Origin of the sequence: Aeromonas sp. SER (genome assembly GCF_038739615.1) — a bacterium.
Taxonomy (GTDB): Bacteria; Pseudomonadota; Gammaproteobacteria; order Enterobacterales; family Aeromonadaceae; genus Aeromonas; species Aeromonas jandaei.
In genome coordinates this window covers 264,361-282,126 of sequence record NZ_JBCGFC010000005.1, presented here as the reverse complement: position 1 = coordinate 282,126, position 17,766 = coordinate 264,361, and the positions used below count along the sequence as shown (strand labels likewise).

The following is a 17,766-nucleotide window of genomic DNA, read 5'->3' as shown; positions in this document are numbered from 1 at the left end:
GTAACTAGGTGATCATGCTCACATTGCCACCTCTTCAGAATGTGATCTCGCGCCAACGCTCCCTTTTCCCTTGCCATACAATGGCCACCGAAAACCTTTTCACTAAAAATAAGCGTAAAAAACCTTCCTCTTAACCTACATAAACGGAATTGGAGCGAGAAATGTTTCGTAAAACTTTACTCTCGGTAGCCCTCGGCACCGCCCTGTTTGGACTGACTGCCTGCAACGATAACCAGACAGAGAGCAGCACCGTCGCCAAACCGGAGCAGGCCATCCAGTACAAGGACGTGATCGACCGCCAGGGAACACCGACCCAATTCCGCGACTTTGACAGCTACTCCAACCTCAAATACAACCCGCTGCTCGATCTGGGCGCCTGGCACGGCTTCCTGCTGCCAGCCAGCGACAAGGAGTGGGGGGGATTCACCGGCCCCATGGTCATCTCGGAGGAGTACAGCCTCTTCTTTGCAAGCGAACTGGACAAGCTCACCCTGAGCGATGCGAGCGGTCGGGCTTTCCCGCTCACCAGCGCCAGCAAGCAAGAGGTGTACGCCATTCCAGGTGCGTTGGTGCAACGCTTCGAGTTCGAGCCCTTCACGCTGGAGCTGGAGCTGCGCTACGGCGATCCCCGCACAGCTCTGATCCGCACTCGCCTGCAAAACCACACCGATTCCCCGCTCACCCTCAACCTCAACTGGCAGGGGGAGCTGCTCAATCAGTGGGACGCCAAGAAGACGATCGCCGAGCAGTATCCTGACTGGACCCGCACCATCAGCCAGAACAAGCAGGGGGTTGAGTTCCAGTTCGGCAAGCTGCGCAGTACCTGGAACATCATGCAGAGCGGCAGCGCTCGCTACCGCATCGAACGTACCCTGCCAAGCCGCACCACCATCGACGAAAAAGCACTGGGCTACCAAAGCGAAGCCACCATACAGCTGGCGGCCAAGGGGAGTGAGGATATCTATACCCTGCAGAGTTACCTCCACTCCACTGAGGATGCCAACCGCCACCAGCAGAGCCGTCAGGCCTTGCTGGCCGACCCGGCGACCTACTTCGCCGACTCCATCCGCCGCTGGGAAGGCTATCTTGCCAGGGGCCTCTCCAATCAGGGGATCCCGGAATCGGAACGACGCATAGCGGTCAAGGCGATGGAGACCCTCAACGGCAACTGGCGATCCCCGGCTGGCGCCATCCTGCACGACGGGGTGACCCCTTCCAATACCGCTCGCTGGTTCGACGGCGTCTGGGCTTGGGACAGCTGGAAGCACGCCTACGCCATGGCTCACTTCAACCCGGAAGTGGCCAAAAACAACGTACGCGCCATGTATGACTACCAGATCCAGGCCAATGACCCGGTTCGTCCGCAGGATGCCGGCATGGTGATAGACGCCGTCTTCTACAACAAGCAATCGGATCGCGGTGGCGATGGCGGCAACTGGAACGAGCGCGACACCAAACCGCCCCTCTCAGCCTGGGCCATCTGGGAGATCTACAGCACCACCAAGGACAAGGCATTCATTGCCGAGATGTATCCCAAACTGCAGGCCTATCACGACTGGTGGTACCGCGCACGTGACAACAACCGCAACGGCATCATCGAATATGGTGCTACCAAGCACGTCGAACATAACGACGAGTACGGCAATATCACCTTCAAGGTGCAGTATGCCAACGGCGTGCCGGGGGGCATCTCACTCTCAGGTTGCAGTAACGAGGGAGATAACTGGTATGGCTGCACCGGCATGGCGCTCTACCAGCAGGTGTTGAGTGTTGGCGGCTACAGCGATATGGATATCGGTGCCCAACACGGCGCCGGTTGGGAGTCCGGTATGGACAACGCCGCCCGCTTCGGCTTTATCGAGCCGGATCAGCTCAAGCGATATGCCGACAAGACCTATGGCGGCGATATCGCCAAGGCACGCAAGGACTGGAACGTATTCTTCTTTGAAAACCATCAGGACAATGGCGATCTTATCGGCTTCTCCATCGATCAGGAGTCGGTAGAGCTCAACGCCTTCCTCGCCAAAGAGAAACGCATTCTGGCAGATATGGCCGACCTGCTCGGCAAGCCGGGCGATGCGAGCCGCTACCGCGATGGCGCGACCAAGCTCGCCAGCTACATCAACACCTGTATGTTTGATGACGCCTCCGGGTTCTATTACGACCGACAGATCGCTGCTGGTGATGTAGCCGACAGCAACGGCTGTGTCGGCAAGCTGTTGACCGCCCGCGGCCGCGGCCCCGAGGGGTGGAGCCCGCTCTGGGCCGAAGTCGCCGACCAAGAAAAAGCAGCACGAGTGCGCGAAGTGATGCTTAATTCTCAGGAATTCAACACCAAGGTACCGCTCGGCACGGCGGCGCTGACCAACCCGGCTTATGATCCCAACATCTACTGGCGCGGCCGGGTATGGCTGGATCAGTTCTACTTCGGGGTGAAGGGGCTGGAGAACTACGGTTATCGCAGCGATGCCCAGATGCTGGTCAACAAGCTGTTTGCCAACGCCGAAGGGCTGGCTGGCAGCGGCCCCATCCGCGAGAACTACAACCCGGAGAGCGGTGCTATGCAGGGAGCCAGCAACTTCAGCTGGAGTTCGGCCCACCTCTATATGCTCTATCGCAACTTTCTCAAGCCGCAGGAGTAAAGCTGCGCATACGCAAAAGGCCTCCATAGGGAGGCCTTTCTTATGCTTGGCTGACAGGCGGCATTGCTGGGTCAGTGAGTGGTAAGCGGCAGAGAGAGGCGTTTGGCCAGTGCCTGGAAGTTCTGGCTCACTTCGGCCCCGAACAGGGGGTCACCGATGGCACGGTTTTGCCAGTTTTGCTCCAGATGACGCCAGTCATCCTCGGTCAGAGAGTCGCGCAGATGGGGGAAGATGATTCCCTCCTCGTAATTCATGTGCGCCTCCTGCAGCTCAACAAAATGCTCCAGCTTGGCGGTGAACTGGTCGAGCGGGATCACCGCATCCATAAGGATCATCTCGACCATCTCCTTGAGCTCGCCACCTGCCTCCAGCAGCTTGACGTGCTCCTCCTGCAACCGGTTGGCAACCTCCCCCTCTACCACCCGGTATTTCAGGTAGTAGTCATAGATAAGATCTTCCTTGGGATGGTGGTACTTGTCAGAAACCTCCCGCAGATAGTCGATGACGTCGCGCACCAGAAAATAGCTGATGGGCTGCTCAGCGTGAATGGCTGCCAGCTTCTGCTTGAGCAGCTCCAGCAGTCGGGCGATGTTGAGGTGATCCTTGTGCAGACTCGATAACATGGGCACTCCTTGGCGCTGAAATAAGATGTTATTTTCCTGAGTATACGGTCATTTGTCGCCCGAACTTTGCACTCAATCAAGTGGGCGGCAGACAGATTGCCACTCAATGGGACTCTTGCCCTGCTGCTCCAGCAGCTGGTTGGTTTGCGAAAAATGGCCGCAACCGATGAAACCGCGATGGGCGGAGAGGGGGCTGGGATGGGGGGCCGTCAGCACATGATGGCGCTGCCGGTCGATAAAACGCCCCTTCTTCTGGGCATGGGAGCCCCACAACAGGAACACCACCCCGTTGCAGCTGGCATTGATCTGCTCGATAACCCTGTCGGTAAAGATCTCCCAACCCAGATGGGCATGAGAGTGAGCCTGACCGGCCTGCACCGTCAGCACGGTATTGAGCAACAATACCCCCTGCTTGGCCCAGGATTCGAGGAAACCGTGGTTGGGTGTGACGAAACCTGGCAGGTCTCGCTGCATCTCTTTATAGATGTTGACCAGAGAGGGGGGCGTGCGCACGCCGGGCAGAACGGAGAAGCAGAGACCATGCGCCTGGTTGGGGCCGTGGTAGGGATCCTGCCCCAGGATGACGACCTTGATCTGATCCAGCTCGGTCAGTTTGAAGGCATTGAACACATGGGCTGCAGGGGGATAGATTACCTTGCCCGCTTCCCGCTCTGCCCTGACAGTCGCCAGCGTACTCTTGAAATAGTCCTGCTCTTTTTCAGAGCCAATCACATCACTCCAGGTCAGCACCCCGAACTCCTCACTTGATACGGCGAAGGAGTCAGGATAGGGGGGCAGCCCGCAAGACGCAACCGTGACTCACACTTTCCAGAGCCTGGCGAGCCGCCCGGAGCGCTCCAGTTTGTGCAGACCCGCATTGAACAGCAGCATCAGACGACGCGCATCGGGATCCGCCTTGCGCATCAGCAGATAACCGGGTTGAGACCAGATAGGATCGGGCGCGCTGGTCAACGCCAGCGCCCCGGGATGGCGGGATTGCATCTGCTGGAAGAGGGCCTTGGCCACCTGCTCATCCATTACCAGATAGCGAATACGCCCGGCGACGAGCTTCTCAAGGCTCTCCTGATCAGAATCAGACCACTCAAGAGCCAGTTCGGATTGATGGGCGGCAAAACCATCTCCGTAAAAATAGCCGCGGGTCACCCCCACCGGCTCGTGCTTGATCTCCCCGAGATTGACGACCGGCGAACCGGACAAGGTAAAAAGACGGGTCGTGAATTGGCCGAGCGATGCGGAGAGATAGAAGCTCTGTTCACGTTCGCGAGAACGAAACCAGGGCATGGTCACAACATAATCCCCGGCAAGAGTGAGCTTGTAGGCTTCAGCCCAGGGGTAAAAGTGAAAGCTGACGTCAAGCCCCTCGGCGGCAAAGGCTTCGCGCACCACCTGACAGAGGAACCCCTGCTCGGGCAGAGACTCGCTGATATAGGGCGGCCACTCGCCCACGGCAATCCGGACTGTTTCGGCCCGCACCATTCCAGCCACAACCAGGCAGCAGGCCACTATCAGCCAGCGCCATTTTTGCCACCCACTCTTCACCCGTGACACTCCTCTTTATTTTCCATCAAGTGTAGTTCTCTGGAGTCACCCTTCCCTGATACGCACCACAAACACCATAAGGTGTAGTTAAATTACTAGATTTAAAAGATAAAAGATGCATAATTTGGATATCTTACAAAATCAGAAAAATGACCTATTTTTGATTCAACTCAAGAATTTAATCCCATTGAAATGGCGATTTGTCGATTTTTATTGATCTGGATCAATTTTGGTAATATTGCCACCGTGGTATATATGACCCCAACAAAGTAAAGGTGTAAGGCAAGGGCCCTTTAAGTCGTCGATATCCTCGGTAGCTTAAATACATCAGGGTAATTTCCTTACAGTTGGATTCGCGTTCCCATTGAGGAGTCATACCATGATCAAAGGCATTCAAATCACCCAGGCCGCCAACACCGCTCTGCTGAACTCTTTCTGGCTGCTGGACGAAGAGAAGCAACAGGCTCGCTGCATCTGTGTCAAAGGCGATGCCTTTGCTGCCGATCAGGAAGTTCAACTTGCTGATCTGGGTCAGTTCGAATACCGCGAGCTGCCTGTTCAAGCTGAACCTGCCGTTGAAGGTGGCCAGCACCTGAACGTCAACGTGCTGCGTCGTGAAACTCTGGAAGATGCCATCGCCAACCCGGAGAAGTACCCGCAGCTGACCATCCGCGTTTCCGGCTACGCAGTGCGCTTCAACGCCCTGACCCCGGAACAGCAGCGTGACGTTGTTACCCGTACCTTCACCCAGAGCCTGTAATTCACGCTCTGTCATGAAGTGATGGCATCCATGGATGTCACTAAAAAACGGCCCGAGGGCCGTTTTTTTATTGCGTTGCGTTCAGCCTGACAAGCTCCGTTACACCTTTTCGGTTTCCAGAACCCCGCCCTTGCGGCCCAGCACGCCCTCCATTTTCTTCACATCCAGCTGCTTGCAATATTTTGCCACCACCACGGTCGCAACCCCGTTGCCAATCAGGTTGGTCAGCGCCCGCGCTTCCGACATGAAACGGTCTATCCCCAGGATCAGCGCCAGACCGGCCAGCGGCAGGTGGCCAACTGCGGAGATGGTCGCTGCCAGCACAATGAAGCCGCTCCCGGTGACCCCGGCCGCCCCTTTCGAGGAGATAAGCAGCACCACCAGCAGCGTGATCTGATGGAACAGATCGAGCGGGGTGTTGGTCGCCTGAGCGATGAAGATGGCAGCCATGGTCAGATAGATGGAGGTGCCATCCAGGTTGAAGGAGTAACCGGTCGGAATAACCAGCCCTACTACCGATTTCTGGCAACCCAGCTTCTCCATCTTGTCCAGCATGCGCGGCAGAGCTGACTCGGAGGAGGAAGTACCCAGCACGATCAGCAGCTCCTCGCGGATGTAAGAGATGAAACGCAGGATGCTGAAACCGGAGGCTTTGGCGATGCTGCCCAGCACGATAAAGATGAAGAAGAGACAGGTGATATAGAAGCAGGCGATAAGCTGGCCCAGTTGCACCAGAGAGCCCACCCCGTATTTGCCGATGGTAAACGCCATGGCACCGAATGCCCCTACCGGCGCCAGCTTCATGATCATGTTGATGATGCCGAAGATGACGGTGGAGAAGCTCTCGATGACCCCGAAAATAATTTTCCCCTTCTCGCCGATATGGTGCAGGGAGAAGCCAAACAGCACGGCAAAGAGCAGCACCTGCAGGATGTTGCCGCTGGCAAAGGCACCGATCACGCTACCCGGAATGATGTCGAGCAGGAATGGAATGATCCCCTGTGACTTGGCCTGCTCGGCATAGACAGCGATGGCGCTGGCATCCAGTGCGGCAGGATCAACGTTCATGCCGGCCCCCGGCTGCAGCAGGTTCACCACGCACAACCCGATGATCAGGGCGATGGTGCTGACCACCTCGAAATAGACGAGAGCGATGGCACCAGTCTTGCCAACGGCCTTCATGCTCTCCATACCGGCAATCCCTGTTACCACGGTACAGAAGATGACGGGGGCGATAATCATCTTGATCAGTTTGACGAAACCATCGCCAAGGGGTTTCATGTCGGCCCCCAATTGGGGATAGAGGTGGCCAAGACATACCCCGAGGGTTATGGCGAGCAGTACCTGAAAATAGAGGCTGCCCATAATCTTTTTACTCATGCTGCTTCATCCCTTCCGTTGTCGGTGTGTTGTTCTGTTTTATTGGTATGCAGCCCCGATGCATCAGGCAAAAGCGACCCGCAGGAGACGTAACGAATCCTGGATCGGCTGATGCCGTGCTCTGGTGACTGTAGCGCTATCATCTCATGTTAAAAAACGGAGTTAAGCGACACCGATCACGCAACATTAGTAACCATTTATAAATATTTATTCACTGATTATTAATTGATGGGTGGTACGCAATGAGGGGGAAGCAGTCTGACATGAGGGGAAAACAGCGGGGATTGAACCAATGACAAGGCCCCGCATGCGGGGCCTTGTCAGTCTTAACCAGCGTTATGGAGCCAATCAGACAGAGGTATCGAGCGGCTCGAAGCCCTTGACCAGATCGTCGATCGCTTTCATCTGCTTGAGGAAGCCCTCCAGCTTGTCGAGCGGCAGCGCGCTCGGGCCATCGCAGCGGGCAATTTTCGGATCCGGGTGGGATTCGATAAAGAGACCGGCCAGACCAACCGCCATACCGGCACGCGCCAGCTCGGTGACCTGCTCGCGGCGACCGCCGGACGCTGCCCCCAGCGGGTCGCGGCACTGCAGGGAGTGAGTCACGTCGAAGATAACCGGATAGCCACCGGTGCTCTTCTTCATCACCCCCAGACCCAGCATGTCTACCACCAGGTTGTCATAACCGAAGTTGACGCCGCGCTCGCACAGGATCAGGCGATCGTTGCCACACTCCTCGAACTTGTCGGTGATGTTCTTCATCTGGCTGGGGCTCAGGAACTGCGGCTTCTTGATGTTGATGACGTTGCCAGTGCGGGCCATCGCCTCTACCAGATCGGTCTGGCGCGCCAGGAAGGCGGGCAGCTGGATGACATCGACCACCTCGGCGACCGGCTTGGCCTGATGGGGCTCGTGCAGATCGGAGATCACCGGCATGCCGAAAGTCGCTTTCAGCTCCTGGAAAATCTTCATCCCCTCTTCCAGACCCGGGCCACGATAGGAGTGGATGGAGGAGCGGTTCGCCTTGTCCCAGCTCGCCTTGAAGACAAACGGGATGCCCAGCTTGCTGGTCACTTCCACGTACTTCTCGCACACCGCCATCGCCATGTCGCGAGACTCCAGCACATTCATGCCGCCAAACAGCACGAACGGTTTGTCATTGGCAACGTTGATCTCGTTGATCTTGATATTCTTCTGTTCCATCTAAGACATCCTTAATGGAGGGGCTTGGGGGTCAAATCCAGCGCAGCCAGCTGTACTTTCAGCACATCGGCGACCGGATCGTCCGGGCATTGTTCAATAAAGTATTCAAAGTCGTCGGCAGCCTGACGGGGACAATCGAGCTGCTCGTAGATAAAGCCGCGATCCCGCGTCTCCAGCGGATCGCCCGGCTTCATCCGCAGCAACAACTCGCTGCAGCGCAGCGCCTCGGACATGCGGTCTTCCCGCAGCAGAGCGCCCTTGCTGACATTAAGTAGCCGCTCGATGATCTCCCACTGGCCAGAGGGCTGCAGGTAATCCGGGGTCAGGGTCGCCAGATCGCCGAGCGCGCCGCGCAGCAGCAGTTCGATACGGGCCAGGCTCAGCTCATCGCCGGTGAAGGGATCAACATAGACCTCCCCCTCACCGCCGGCAAAGCTCACCAGGAAGTGGCCCGGGAAGCAGATCCCCTCCACATCGAGCCCGAGCTTGCGTCCCAGCTGGATGATGAGGATACCGAGACTGACCGGGATCCCCTTGCGCTGCAGCAACACCTGATTGATGTCGCAATTGTCGGCCGAGAAGTAATCCTGCCAGTCGCCGTAAAACCCGAGGCTCTGATAGAAACCACGCAGCAGTTGCTGGCGAACCTCGTCGCAGGTTCCCTCTTCGATCTGCTCATCCAGCCACTCGTCAAGCAGCTGCAGCTCGCGGATCCCCTGCTCGGCCGAACCATAGATTTCGTCGCTGACCGCCAGGGCCAGCTCGGTCAGCTCATGGGCTTCAAAATCGGTCCATTCGTCTATACGTAACATGCTCTTCATGCCTTAACCGAACAAACTCGCCTGTTTGAGCACTGCCAACTTGGCAATAAAGTAGATCCAGCCGAGCGCCCCCAGAAAAGAGCACCAGCGCACCAGATTGCTTTTGGCCAGCCGCAGCGCCATCGCCGCCAGAAAGACCAATACCAGGATCCCCGTCAGCTTCTCGCTGAGCCAGGGAATGCCGTTATTGAGCGGGTTGAGACCCAGCACCACGCAAAGCAGTATGCCGGAGAGCACCACCAGTCCGTTGAGCAGACCGCTGGTTTTCAGCACGGGTGCGCTGAACGCCCGGCCAGAACCTGCCTGAACCCAGTAAAAACGCAGCATAAACATCAGCACGGCCCCGCCAATCAGGGTGAGATGCAGATGTTTGAGCACAAGATAGCTATTCAATATCAATCCTCGATGCAGAGGCCTCGCCCCTGCCCGTCAAACCGGTAGTTAAGAGATTCAGCAGGTCGGGCACATGCCCAGAGTGACCCGCTCGTTCTCCCCGTAATCGCGCACCGTGGTTACGCTGCGATAGCCCAGATCCTGCAACAGTTGGCGCACCGCCATCCCCTGATCCCAGCCATGTTCCAGCAGCAGCCACCCTTCGCTGTGCAGATGGGCCGGGGCATGGGTCGCAATGTGGCGGATATCCGCCAGTCCCGCTTCGTCCGCCACCAGCGCCGAGCGCGGTTCAAAGCGTACATCACCCTGCTCAAGATGGGGATCGGCGCCATCAATATAGGGGGGATTGGAGACAATCACCGCAAAGCGGGGAGCCTGCTCATCGAGCGGAGCAAACCAGCTGCCGTCACGCACTTCGATAGGCAACCCCAGCGCCGCGCTGTTCTCGCGTGCCAGTGCGGCAGCGTCCGCCATGCGATCCACCGCCCATACATCGAGCTCGGGTCGCTCGGACTTGATGGCCAGCGCGATGGCGCCGGTGCCGGTACCGAGATCCAGCACGGCGCAGGGACCTTGCGGGATCTTCGTCAGCGCCTGCTCCACCAGCACCTCGGTATCGGGGCGCGGGATCAGGGTAGCCGGACTCACTTTCAGCGGCAGCGACCAAAACTCCCGCTCACCAACGAGATGAGCGATGGGCTCGCCGTTGAGACGACGGGCCAGCCACGTCTGCAGGGTGGCCTGCTGGGCGGCATCCAGCTCGCGTTCGGGCCAGGTCATCAGATAGCTGCGCCGGCAGTCAAGCAGATGACAGAGCAGCACATCGGCATCGGCGCGAGGGGACTCCCCCTCTGCCAGTACGGTCATGATATGGGCACGAGCCTGCTGGATCTGCATCAGTGCTGCTCCATATTATGGGCACAACACTTAATGCGAACTTGCCAGTTCTGCATTTGCATCAATTGCTCTCGGCCAGCGAGGCGAGCTGGTCGGCCTGATACTCCTGCACCAGCGGGGTGATAACGCAGTCCAGATCCCCTTCCAAAATTTCGGAGAGGCGGTACAGGGTCAGGTTAATACGGTGCTCGGAGAGACGGCCCTGCGGATAGTTGTAGGTCCGGATGCGCTCGGAACGATCACCGGAGCCCACCAGATTGCGGCGGGTGCTCTGCTCGGCGGCGCGATGGCGCTCATCCTCAGCCGCCTGCAGGCGGGCAGAGAGTACCGACATCGCCTTGGCGCGGTTCTTGTGCTGGGAGCGCTCGTCCTGACACTCCACCACCAGCCCGGTCGGCAGGTGGGTGATGCGAATGGCCGAGTCGGTCTTGTTGACGTGCTGACCACCGGCACCGGAGGCGCGGAAGGTGTCGATCTTCAGATCGGAGGGGTTGATCTCGATCTGCTCGGCTTCCGGCACTTCCGGCAGCACCGCGACGGTACAGGCGGAGGTGTGCACCCGACCCTGAGATTCGGTCTCCGGCACCCGCTGTACCCGGTGACCACCGGATTCAAACTTGAGACGGCCATAGACACGCTCGCCGTCAATCTTGGCGATGACCTCCTTGTAACCGCCATATTCCCCGTCGTTGCAGCTGACGATGGAGACGCGCCAGCCCTGACGCTCGGCAAACCGTGAATACATGCGGAACAGGTCACCGGCAAAGATGGCCGCTTCGTCGCCACCGGCCCCGGCCCGAATCTCCAGATAGCAGTTGTTGTCATCCTTGGGATCCTTGGGCAGCAGCATCACTTGCAGCTCCTGCTCCAGTGCCTCCAGATTGGCCTTGGCCAGCGGCAGCTCCTCCTGCGCCATCTCGCGCAGGTCGGCATCATCCTCTTCCAGCATCATCTGGGTCGTCTCCAGATCATCCTGCGCCTGACGGAAACGCTGGAAGGCGTGAACGATATCTTCCAGCTGGGCATATTCACGGGTCAGGGCGCGATAGCGCTCCTGATCCGAGACCACGTCGGGCTCGCCGAGCATGGCCTGAACTTCTTCGTGGCGCTCGATGAGGCCTTCCAGCTTTCTGATCAGTGACGGATTCATAACTCTTGCAATCTCAAATGGAGGACGGGACCACCAGCATGGTAGCCCCGAAAAATTACTCTTGTGACAACCCCAGTGCCTGCCGCAGACGGGACAGCGCACTCTCGTCGCCCTGGGAGGCCGCCTGGCGCAGTGCCTGGGTCGGCGCATGGATCAACTTGTTGGTGAGGCGATGAGCCATCGCCTTGAGCGCCTGCTCGGCACTCTCGCCCTGGGCCAGTGCCAACAGGGCGCGTTGCAACTCTTCGTCAGCGACCTGCTGGGACTGCTGGCGGTAGTCGCGAATGAGATCGACCGAGCTCTGGCCGCGATACCAGCCCATGAACTCGTCGCGCTCCTCCTGCACGATCACCTCGGCTTGTGCCGCGGCCCGTTTGCGGGTCTCCAGGTTCTGCTCGATGATCCCCTGCAGGTCATCCACCGTGTAGAGGTAGGCGTCGGAGAGCTCATCCACTTCCGCCTCGATGTCGCGCGGTACGGCGATATCGACCAGAAACATCGGCTTGAAGCGGCGGGCCTTGAGGGCACGCTCCACCATCCCCTTGCCGATGATGGGCAGCGGGCTCGCGGTCGAGCTGATGACGATATCCGCCTCATGCAGATAATCGGGGATCTCTTCGAGCGTCATCACCTGGGCGCCAAATTCGGCAGCCAGGGTCTGGGCCCGTTGCAGAGTCCGGTTGGCCACCATCATCTGGGTCACGTTCTGTTCGCGCAGATGGCGGGCCACCAGCTCGATGGTTTCACCAGCACCGACCAAGAGCACCTTGGTCTGGGAGAGATCGGCAAAGATACGGCGGCCAAGGCTGACAGCTGCAAAAGCCACCGACACGGCGCTCGCGCCAATCTCGGTATCGGTACGCACCCGTTTGGCCACCGAGAAGGATTTCTGGAACAGCCGCTCCAGCGCCCCCTTCAACGACTCCGCCTGCTGGGCATGGGCGTAGGATTGCTTGATCTGGCCGAGGATCTGCGGCTCTCCCAGCACCAGCGAGTCAAGCCCGCACGCCACTCGCATAAGGTGGCGCACCGCCTCTTCGTCATGGTGCTGGTAGATGGCGCTGACCAGTTCGGCCGCATCCAGCCCGTGGAACTGCTGCAGCCAGCGCAGCACCTCGCCCTGCTGTTCACCGGCCAGATTGCAGTAGAGCTCGGTCCGGTTGCAGGTGGAGACGATCACCGCCTCGTTGATGCCGGGTTGGTTCACCAGCTCACGCAAGGCGCGATCGATGCAGTCCGGGCCAAAGGCGACCCGCTCCCGCAAGGCGACACTGGCGGTGTTGTGGTTGATTCCGAGGGCAAGCAAACTCATGAGTGGGCGACGATCATTTCATACGCTGGGTGCAAAGGCTGCCAATTGTACGAGAAAGGGTAAGTCTTTAAAAGCAATACGGCCGCCCCGTATACTGTGGCAAATTCCTCTCTCTGGAGCCTTCTCTTGCTGCTACGTATTTTTACCCTCGCCTGCCTGCTGATCCTTGGCGGTTGTGCCACCACCCAGCCCCAGCGGGCCCAGGTGAACTGGGATCAGGAACGAACCCGCCTCGAACAGCTCACCCATTGGGAGCTTTCCGGCAAGATGGCCATCATCACCCCCCAGCAAAAGGGCAGCGCCCGCCTCAACTGGCAGCAGGATGGCGATGATTATCGGCTCAACCTCACCAGCCTGATCGGCACCAGCATTCTCGAGCTCTCCCGCAGCAAGGGCGAAATCACCCTGATCGACAGCGAGGGCAAGCGTCACCAGAGCCAGGATGCCGAAGGGCTTATCTATCAGCTCACCGGCTGGAACATTCCGGTCGCCGGTCTGCCGGAGTGGATCAAGGGGCTACCAGGCGAGGCCGACTTCGAGCTCAACCCCGACAGCAGTCTGGCCCGCGTCCGCGATGGCCAGTGGCAGATCGTCTATGGCGACTACCGGGATCAGGATGGCTACCGCCTGCCCCACCAGCTGACCATGACCGGTCAGGGCAGTCGCCTCAAGCTTCAGATCAACCAATGGACTCTTGCACGCTAATGGCTTCCATACGCTGGCCAGCACCGGCCAAACTCAACCTGTTCCTGCACGTCAATGGCCGTCGTCCGGATGGCTACCACGAGCTGCAAACCCTGTTCATCTTCCTCAACCACGGTGACTGGCTCGAATTCGAGGTGATTCCAGATAGCGACACCCTCACTCTGAGCCCGGCCATTCCGGGCGTACCTGATGAACAGAACCTCATCATCCGTGCTGCCCGCCTGCTGCAAGCAAAGCTGCCGAACCCGCAGGGAGCCCATATCCGGCTGGAGAAGGTGCTACCCATGGGTGGGGGTATCGGTGGCGGTTCGTCCGATGCGGCCACCACGCTGGTAGCGCTTAACCACCTCTGGCAGGCTGGTCTTGACGAAGATGAACTGGCAGCGCTTGGCGTGCAGCTGGGCGCCGATGTGCCGGTCTTTGTCCGTGGCCGGGCGGCCTTTGCCGAAGGGGTTGGCGAGCGGCTGCAACCGGTCGAATTGCCCGAGTCATGGTATCTGGTGCTCAAGCCGGATTGTCATGTGGCAACCGCTGTCGTGTTCCAGGATCCGGACCTGCCCAGAGCCACTCCGAAGATGGCTTTGCACAACCTGATGGAGGGGGAGTGGAAAAACGATTGCGAAGCACTCGTGAAAAAGCGCCACCCCGAGGTTGCCAATGCGCTCGGCTGGTTGCTAGAATACGCGCCGTCAAGAATGACGGGCACAGGAGCCTGCGTCTTTGCTAAGTTTGAAGACGAAGTGACTGCTCGGGAAGTGTTGGCCAGAGTGCCGAAGGGGCTGGATGGGTTTGTCGCCAAGGGCGAGAACATATCACCACTCCTCGCCACTTTGCAACAATTCAAATGATTGGGGTATCGCCAAGCGGTAAGGCAGCGGGTTTTGATCTCGCCATCCCTAGGTTCGAATCCTAGTACCCCAGCCAATTTGATCTGATGGCAGTGACGCGGGCGATGTCGTGCTCGCCCACGTCGCAGGGCTCACCCCCCTTTCTGCCATCCCGATGCGGCTAATCCCTTGCTCGTTGTCTGGCTAAATCGTTTGCCCCAAAACGATAAGGGTCTGATTTCAGACTCCCCCACATACTGGATGCAACCCCGAGGTTTCAAACCGTGCCTGACATGAAGCTGTTTGCTGGTAACGCAACGCCGGAACTAGCCCAGAAGATCGCAGATCGCCTGTTTATCAAACTCGGCAATGCTGCCGTAGGTCGCTTTAGCGACGGCGAGATCAGCGTACAGATCAACGAGAATGTACGTGGTGGCGATATCTTCATCATTCAATCCACCTGTGCCCCGACCAACGACAATTTGATGGAATTGATCGTCATGGTGGATGCACTGCGTCGTGCTTCAGCTGGCCGTATCACTGCCGTAATCCCCTATTTTGGTTATGCCCGTCAGGACCGTCGCGTCCGCTCCGCCCGTGTGCCCATCACCGCCAAGGTTGTCGCTGACTTCCTCTCCAGCGTGGGTGTGGATCGCGTGCTGACCGTTGACCTGCATGCCGAGCAAATCCAGGGCTTCTTCGACGTTCCGGTAGACAACGTATTCGGTAGCCCGGTGCTGCTCGAAGACATGAAGTCCAAGAACCTCGAGTCCCCTGTCGTCGTATCGCCGGACATCGGCGGCGTAGTGCGCGCCCGCGCCATCGCCAAGCTGCTGGACGATACCGACATCGCTATCATCGACAAGCGTCGTCCCCGCCCGAACGTCTCTCAGGTCATGCACCTGATCGGTGACGTTGCCGGCCGCGACTGCATCATCGTTGACGACATGATCGATACCGGCGGCACTCTGTGCAAAGCTGCAGAAGCCCTGAAAGAGCGCGGTGCCAAGCGTGTATTCGCCTACGCTACCCACCCGGTCTTCTCCGGTTCTGCCGTCGAGAACATCAAGAACTCCGTGATCGACGAACTGATCATCACTGACTCCATCCCGCTCACCGCGGAGATGAAGGCAGTTGGCAAAGTCAAACAGCTGACCCTCTCGACTGTTCTGGCCGAAGCCATTCGTCGCATCAGCAACGAAGAGTCCATCTCTGCCATGTTTGAGCATTGATAGATTCAGCAATAACGAAAACCGCCATCAGGCGGTTTTCGTCTTTCTAGACCCCGGCTATATGTACGACCCTGCCTGTGGCAGGTGTTAAGGATTTACCCATGAATGGCTTGCGCCCCCTCCTGCTTGCGACCCTGACCTCCGCCCTCTTCGCCTGTCAGCCTGCCAAAGAAAATCAGCCCTTCGTGCTGACGCTGGCTCACATGAACGATACCCACTCCCAGTTTGACCCGGTCAACGCCGAGCTGAAGGGGCATATCTTTGCAAAGGAGGGAGAGACAGATACCCTCTACACCCGTTTTGGCGGCTACCCGCGGCTGCTGACCATGGCCAAGGCCTATCAGGCCGATGCGCTGGCCCAGAACCACGCCATGCTGCTGCTGCACGGCGGCGATGCCTGGCAGGGCAGCGGCTACTTCAAGCTCAACGAGGGGATGGCCAACGCCGAGCTGCTCAACCAGTTCGGCCTCGATGCCATGGCCCTTGGCAACCACGAATTCGATCTCGACAACCAGAAGCTGGCCCGCTTCATCAAGGGGGTCAACTTCCCGGTGCTGGCCGCCAACCTCGATACCAAGGCCGACCCCGCCCTCAGCAAGGTTGCCAATCTCAAGCCTTTCACTGTCTACGCCTTTGACGGCAACCAGAAGAGCCCGGTCACCGACATCAACAACCTGCCGCAAGGCAAACAGCTGGTCGCTGTCATCGGTCTGGTGCTGGAAGATATGGGCAACATTGCGCCCAACGTCGGCAAGCTGCGCTTTGCCAAAGAGGTTGAATCTGCCCAGGCCACGGTGGATATGCTGCAAGCCAAGGGGATCTACCAGATCGTGGCGCTCACCCACATCGGCAACGAGCGGGATCTGGCGCTGGCCGCCAAGGTAAACGGCATTGATGCCATCGTCGGCGGTCACTCCCACAGCCTGCTCGGCGATTTTCGCAATATCGGCTGGGGCAACACCGGCGAATACGCCAAGCTGGTGACCAACCCGGACGGCATCGGCAAGACCTGCGTGGTGCAGGCTGGCTCCTACGCCCAGGCCATTGGTCTGGCGCAGGTGAGCTTTGATGGTCAGGGTCATGTGACCGACTGTCAGGGCCACAACAGCCTGCTGGCCAGCCGCGACTTTTTCGCTGATGCGGCGCGCAAGCAGCCCCTCGACGAGAACCGCAGCAAGGAGGCGAGCCAGTTTGTCGACAACCAGCCCAATCTGGTGACCGTGGATGAAGATCCCCGCCTGCGCGGCATCATCGACAGCCACTACAAACCGGCGCTGGAGAAGGCCTATGGTCCGGTGATCGGCACCATTCCCGAGCAGTTGCAAAATGCCCGTCGCCCCGGTGACAACGGCAGCGACAACCACGGCTCCGACGTGGCACCGCTGGTTGCCGAAGGGGAGTTCTACTGGGCCAATACCCCAGCTGTTCAGGCCCTGACCGGCGGTCCGGTCGATTTTTCTCTGGTAGCGGTGGGTGGCGTACGCGCCGAGCTGCCGGCCGGCGAGTGGCGCGAGGGGGACAGCGCCCTCACCCTGCTGCCGTTCAAGAACCAGCTCGCGGTGCTGACCCTGACCGGCACCGAGGTGCGTGCCCTGCTGACCGAGACCATCACCGCCACCTTGCCCGCCAGCGCCCATGCCGGCAAGTTCCCCTATGGTGGCCACCTGCGCTACACCTTCCAGGAGACCAGCGCTGGCAAAGCGGGCACTCTGACCCAGTTGCAGCACAAGACGGCGAGCGGCGAGTGGCAGGATCTGGCAGATAGCCAGCGCTATCGCGTGGTGATGAACGCCTACAGCGCCAACGGCAACGACGGCTGGCAGGCACTGGCCAATGCCCAGCGTCAGAAGAGCGAGCGGGTCGACATCGCCAGCGTCAACGGCAAGCTGACCGCCTTCCCGGTGCTCAAAGTGGCACAAAATGGCGAGTTGCTCGGCGCCGTCTATGCCCCGGGCAAATCCCTCGACTGCAAGGCTGCCGGGGTCGATTGCGGCACCGACGCAGCCTCCTTCGTCGAGTATGTGCGCGATGCCCGCTCCACCCTGACCGCGCTGGATGAGGAAATGGTCACCCTGCTGCGCGCCAAATAACCGGGTCATCAGCAAATCGACAGAGAACGGGCCTCTCGCAAGAGGCCCGTTTGTCATCCATTGGCCGCCAAAATCGCTCAAATCCCGCCATAACATGCGCATTGGTTGAGTGATCGCCACTCGGCGGCTAGAATATTGCGTCCTATTGCCCTGGGTAGTGTGCCCATGGCA

The 17,766-nt window shown here is 59.0% G+C and carries 16 protein-coding genes and 1 tRNA gene; 7 read left to right on the top strand and 10 right to left on the bottom strand.

From position 1 onward, the window contains the following. The first annotated feature begins 161 nt into the window (after window positions 1-161). The gene (gene ygjK, locus AAHA41_RS10375; RefSeq protein WP_323070363.1) at window positions 162-2,642 is read left to right on the top strand and encodes an alpha-glucosidase; all 2,481 of its coding nucleotides are present in this window, start codon (window positions 162-164) and stop codon (window positions 2,640-2,642) included. Window positions 2,643-2,713: 71 nt separating this feature from the next. On the opposite strand, the gene AAHA41_RS10370 is transcribed toward ygjK, so the two are convergent. The 3 genes from AAHA41_RS10370 to AAHA41_RS10360 all read right to left on the bottom strand — a co-directional run bounded on the left by AAHA41_RS10370 (window position 2,714) and on the right by AAHA41_RS10360 (window position 4,825). Further along, the gene (locus tag AAHA41_RS10370; RefSeq protein ID WP_323070362.1) at window positions 2,714-3,265 is read right to left on the bottom strand and encodes a hemerythrin domain-containing protein; all 552 of its coding nucleotides are present in this window, start codon (window positions 3,263-3,265) and stop codon (window positions 2,714-2,716) included. 72 nt (window positions 3,266-3,337) lie between these two features. Next, entirely contained in the window at window positions 3,338-4,015 is a 678-nt protein-coding gene (gene ung, locus AAHA41_RS10365) for a uracil-DNA glycosylase (RefSeq protein ID WP_323070361.1), read from the bottom strand. Window positions 4,016-4,084: 69 nt separating this feature from the next. Beyond that, a complete protein-coding gene (locus AAHA41_RS10360) occupies window positions 4,085-4,825 on the bottom strand; it encodes a transporter substrate-binding domain-containing protein (protein WP_323070360.1) in 741 nt (246 codons plus the stop codon). A gap of 379 nt (window positions 4,826-5,204) precedes the next feature. Here AAHA41_RS10360 and grcA point away from each other — a divergent pair, with 379 nt between their 5' ends. After that, on the top strand, window positions 5,205-5,585 hold the full coding sequence (gene grcA / locus AAHA41_RS10355) for an autonomous glycyl radical cofactor GrcA (protein WP_033115325.1): 381 nt from the start codon (window positions 5,205-5,207) through the stop codon (window positions 5,583-5,585). Window positions 5,586-5,684: 99 nt separating this feature from the next. Here grcA and AAHA41_RS10350 read toward each other — a convergent pair whose 3' ends face one another. The 7 genes from AAHA41_RS10350 to hemA form a co-directional block, all read right to left on the bottom strand. Next, window positions 5,685-6,965, bottom strand: a complete 1,281-nt coding sequence (locus AAHA41_RS10350; RefSeq protein WP_124241782.1) for a dicarboxylate/amino acid:cation symporter — start codon at window positions 6,963-6,965, stop codon at window positions 5,685-5,687. A gap of 348 nt (window positions 6,966-7,313) precedes the next feature. Beyond that, complete coding sequence (gene kdsA, locus AAHA41_RS10345) at window positions 7,314-8,168, bottom strand: 3-deoxy-8-phosphooctulonate synthase (protein WP_041210704.1); 855 nt, start codon at window positions 8,166-8,168, stop codon at window positions 7,314-7,316. 11 nt (window positions 8,169-8,179) lie between these two features. Beyond that, on the bottom strand, window positions 8,180-8,980 hold the full coding sequence (locus tag AAHA41_RS10340; RefSeq protein WP_033115322.1) for a tetratricopeptide repeat protein: 801 nt from the start codon (window positions 8,978-8,980) through the stop codon (window positions 8,180-8,182). A gap of 12 nt (window positions 8,981-8,992) precedes the next feature. Continuing rightward, on the bottom strand, window positions 8,993-9,382 hold the full coding sequence (locus AAHA41_RS10335) for a SirB2 family protein (protein WP_081849396.1): 390 nt from the start codon (window positions 9,380-9,382) through the stop codon (window positions 8,993-8,995). Between the two features lie 57 nt (window positions 9,383-9,439). Beyond that, window positions 9,440-10,279: a peptide chain release factor N(5)-glutamine methyltransferase gene (prmC, locus tag AAHA41_RS10330; RefSeq protein WP_323070414.1), complete on the bottom strand. Its 840-nt coding sequence runs from the start codon at window positions 10,277-10,279 to the stop codon at window positions 9,440-9,442. A 61-nt stretch (window positions 10,280-10,340) separates the two neighbouring features. Beyond that, window positions 10,341-11,429, bottom strand: a complete 1,089-nt coding sequence (gene prfA / locus AAHA41_RS10325; RefSeq protein WP_033115320.1) for a peptide chain release factor 1 — start codon at window positions 11,427-11,429, stop codon at window positions 10,341-10,343. 55 nt (window positions 11,430-11,484) lie between these two features. Further along, the gene (hemA, locus tag AAHA41_RS10320; RefSeq protein WP_041210702.1) at window positions 11,485-12,741 is read right to left on the bottom strand and encodes a glutamyl-tRNA reductase; all 1,257 of its coding nucleotides are present in this window, start codon (window positions 12,739-12,741) and stop codon (window positions 11,485-11,487) included. Window positions 12,742-12,867: 126 nt separating this feature from the next. Between hemA and lolB the strand changes: the two genes are divergently transcribed. The 5 genes from lolB to AAHA41_RS10295 all read left to right on the top strand — a co-directional run bounded on the left by lolB (window position 12,868) and on the right by AAHA41_RS10295 (window position 17,595). Next, entirely contained in the window at window positions 12,868-13,446 is a 579-nt protein-coding gene (gene lolB / locus AAHA41_RS10315; RefSeq protein WP_033115318.1) for a lipoprotein insertase outer membrane protein LolB, read from the top strand. After that, complete coding sequence (gene ispE, locus AAHA41_RS10310; RefSeq protein WP_323070413.1) at window positions 13,446-14,294, top strand: 4-(cytidine 5'-diphospho)-2-C-methyl-D-erythritol kinase; 849 nt, start codon at window positions 13,446-13,448, stop codon at window positions 14,292-14,294. The genes lolB and ispE overlap by 1 nt, the downstream gene beginning before the upstream one ends. A gap of 1 nt (window position 14,295) precedes the next feature. Next, window positions 14,296-14,370, top strand: a tRNA-Gln gene (locus tag AAHA41_RS10305). Between the two features lie 187 nt (window positions 14,371-14,557). After that, the gene (locus tag AAHA41_RS10300) at window positions 14,558-15,505 is read left to right on the top strand and encodes a ribose-phosphate pyrophosphokinase (protein WP_005343846.1); all 948 of its coding nucleotides are present in this window, start codon (window positions 14,558-14,560) and stop codon (window positions 15,503-15,505) included. Between the two features lie 101 nt (window positions 15,506-15,606). Beyond that, window positions 15,607-17,595, top strand: a complete 1,989-nt coding sequence (locus AAHA41_RS10295) for a bifunctional metallophosphatase/5'-nucleotidase (protein ID WP_323070412.1) — start codon at window positions 15,607-15,609, stop codon at window positions 17,593-17,595. Window positions 17,596-17,766 lie beyond the last annotated feature (171 nt).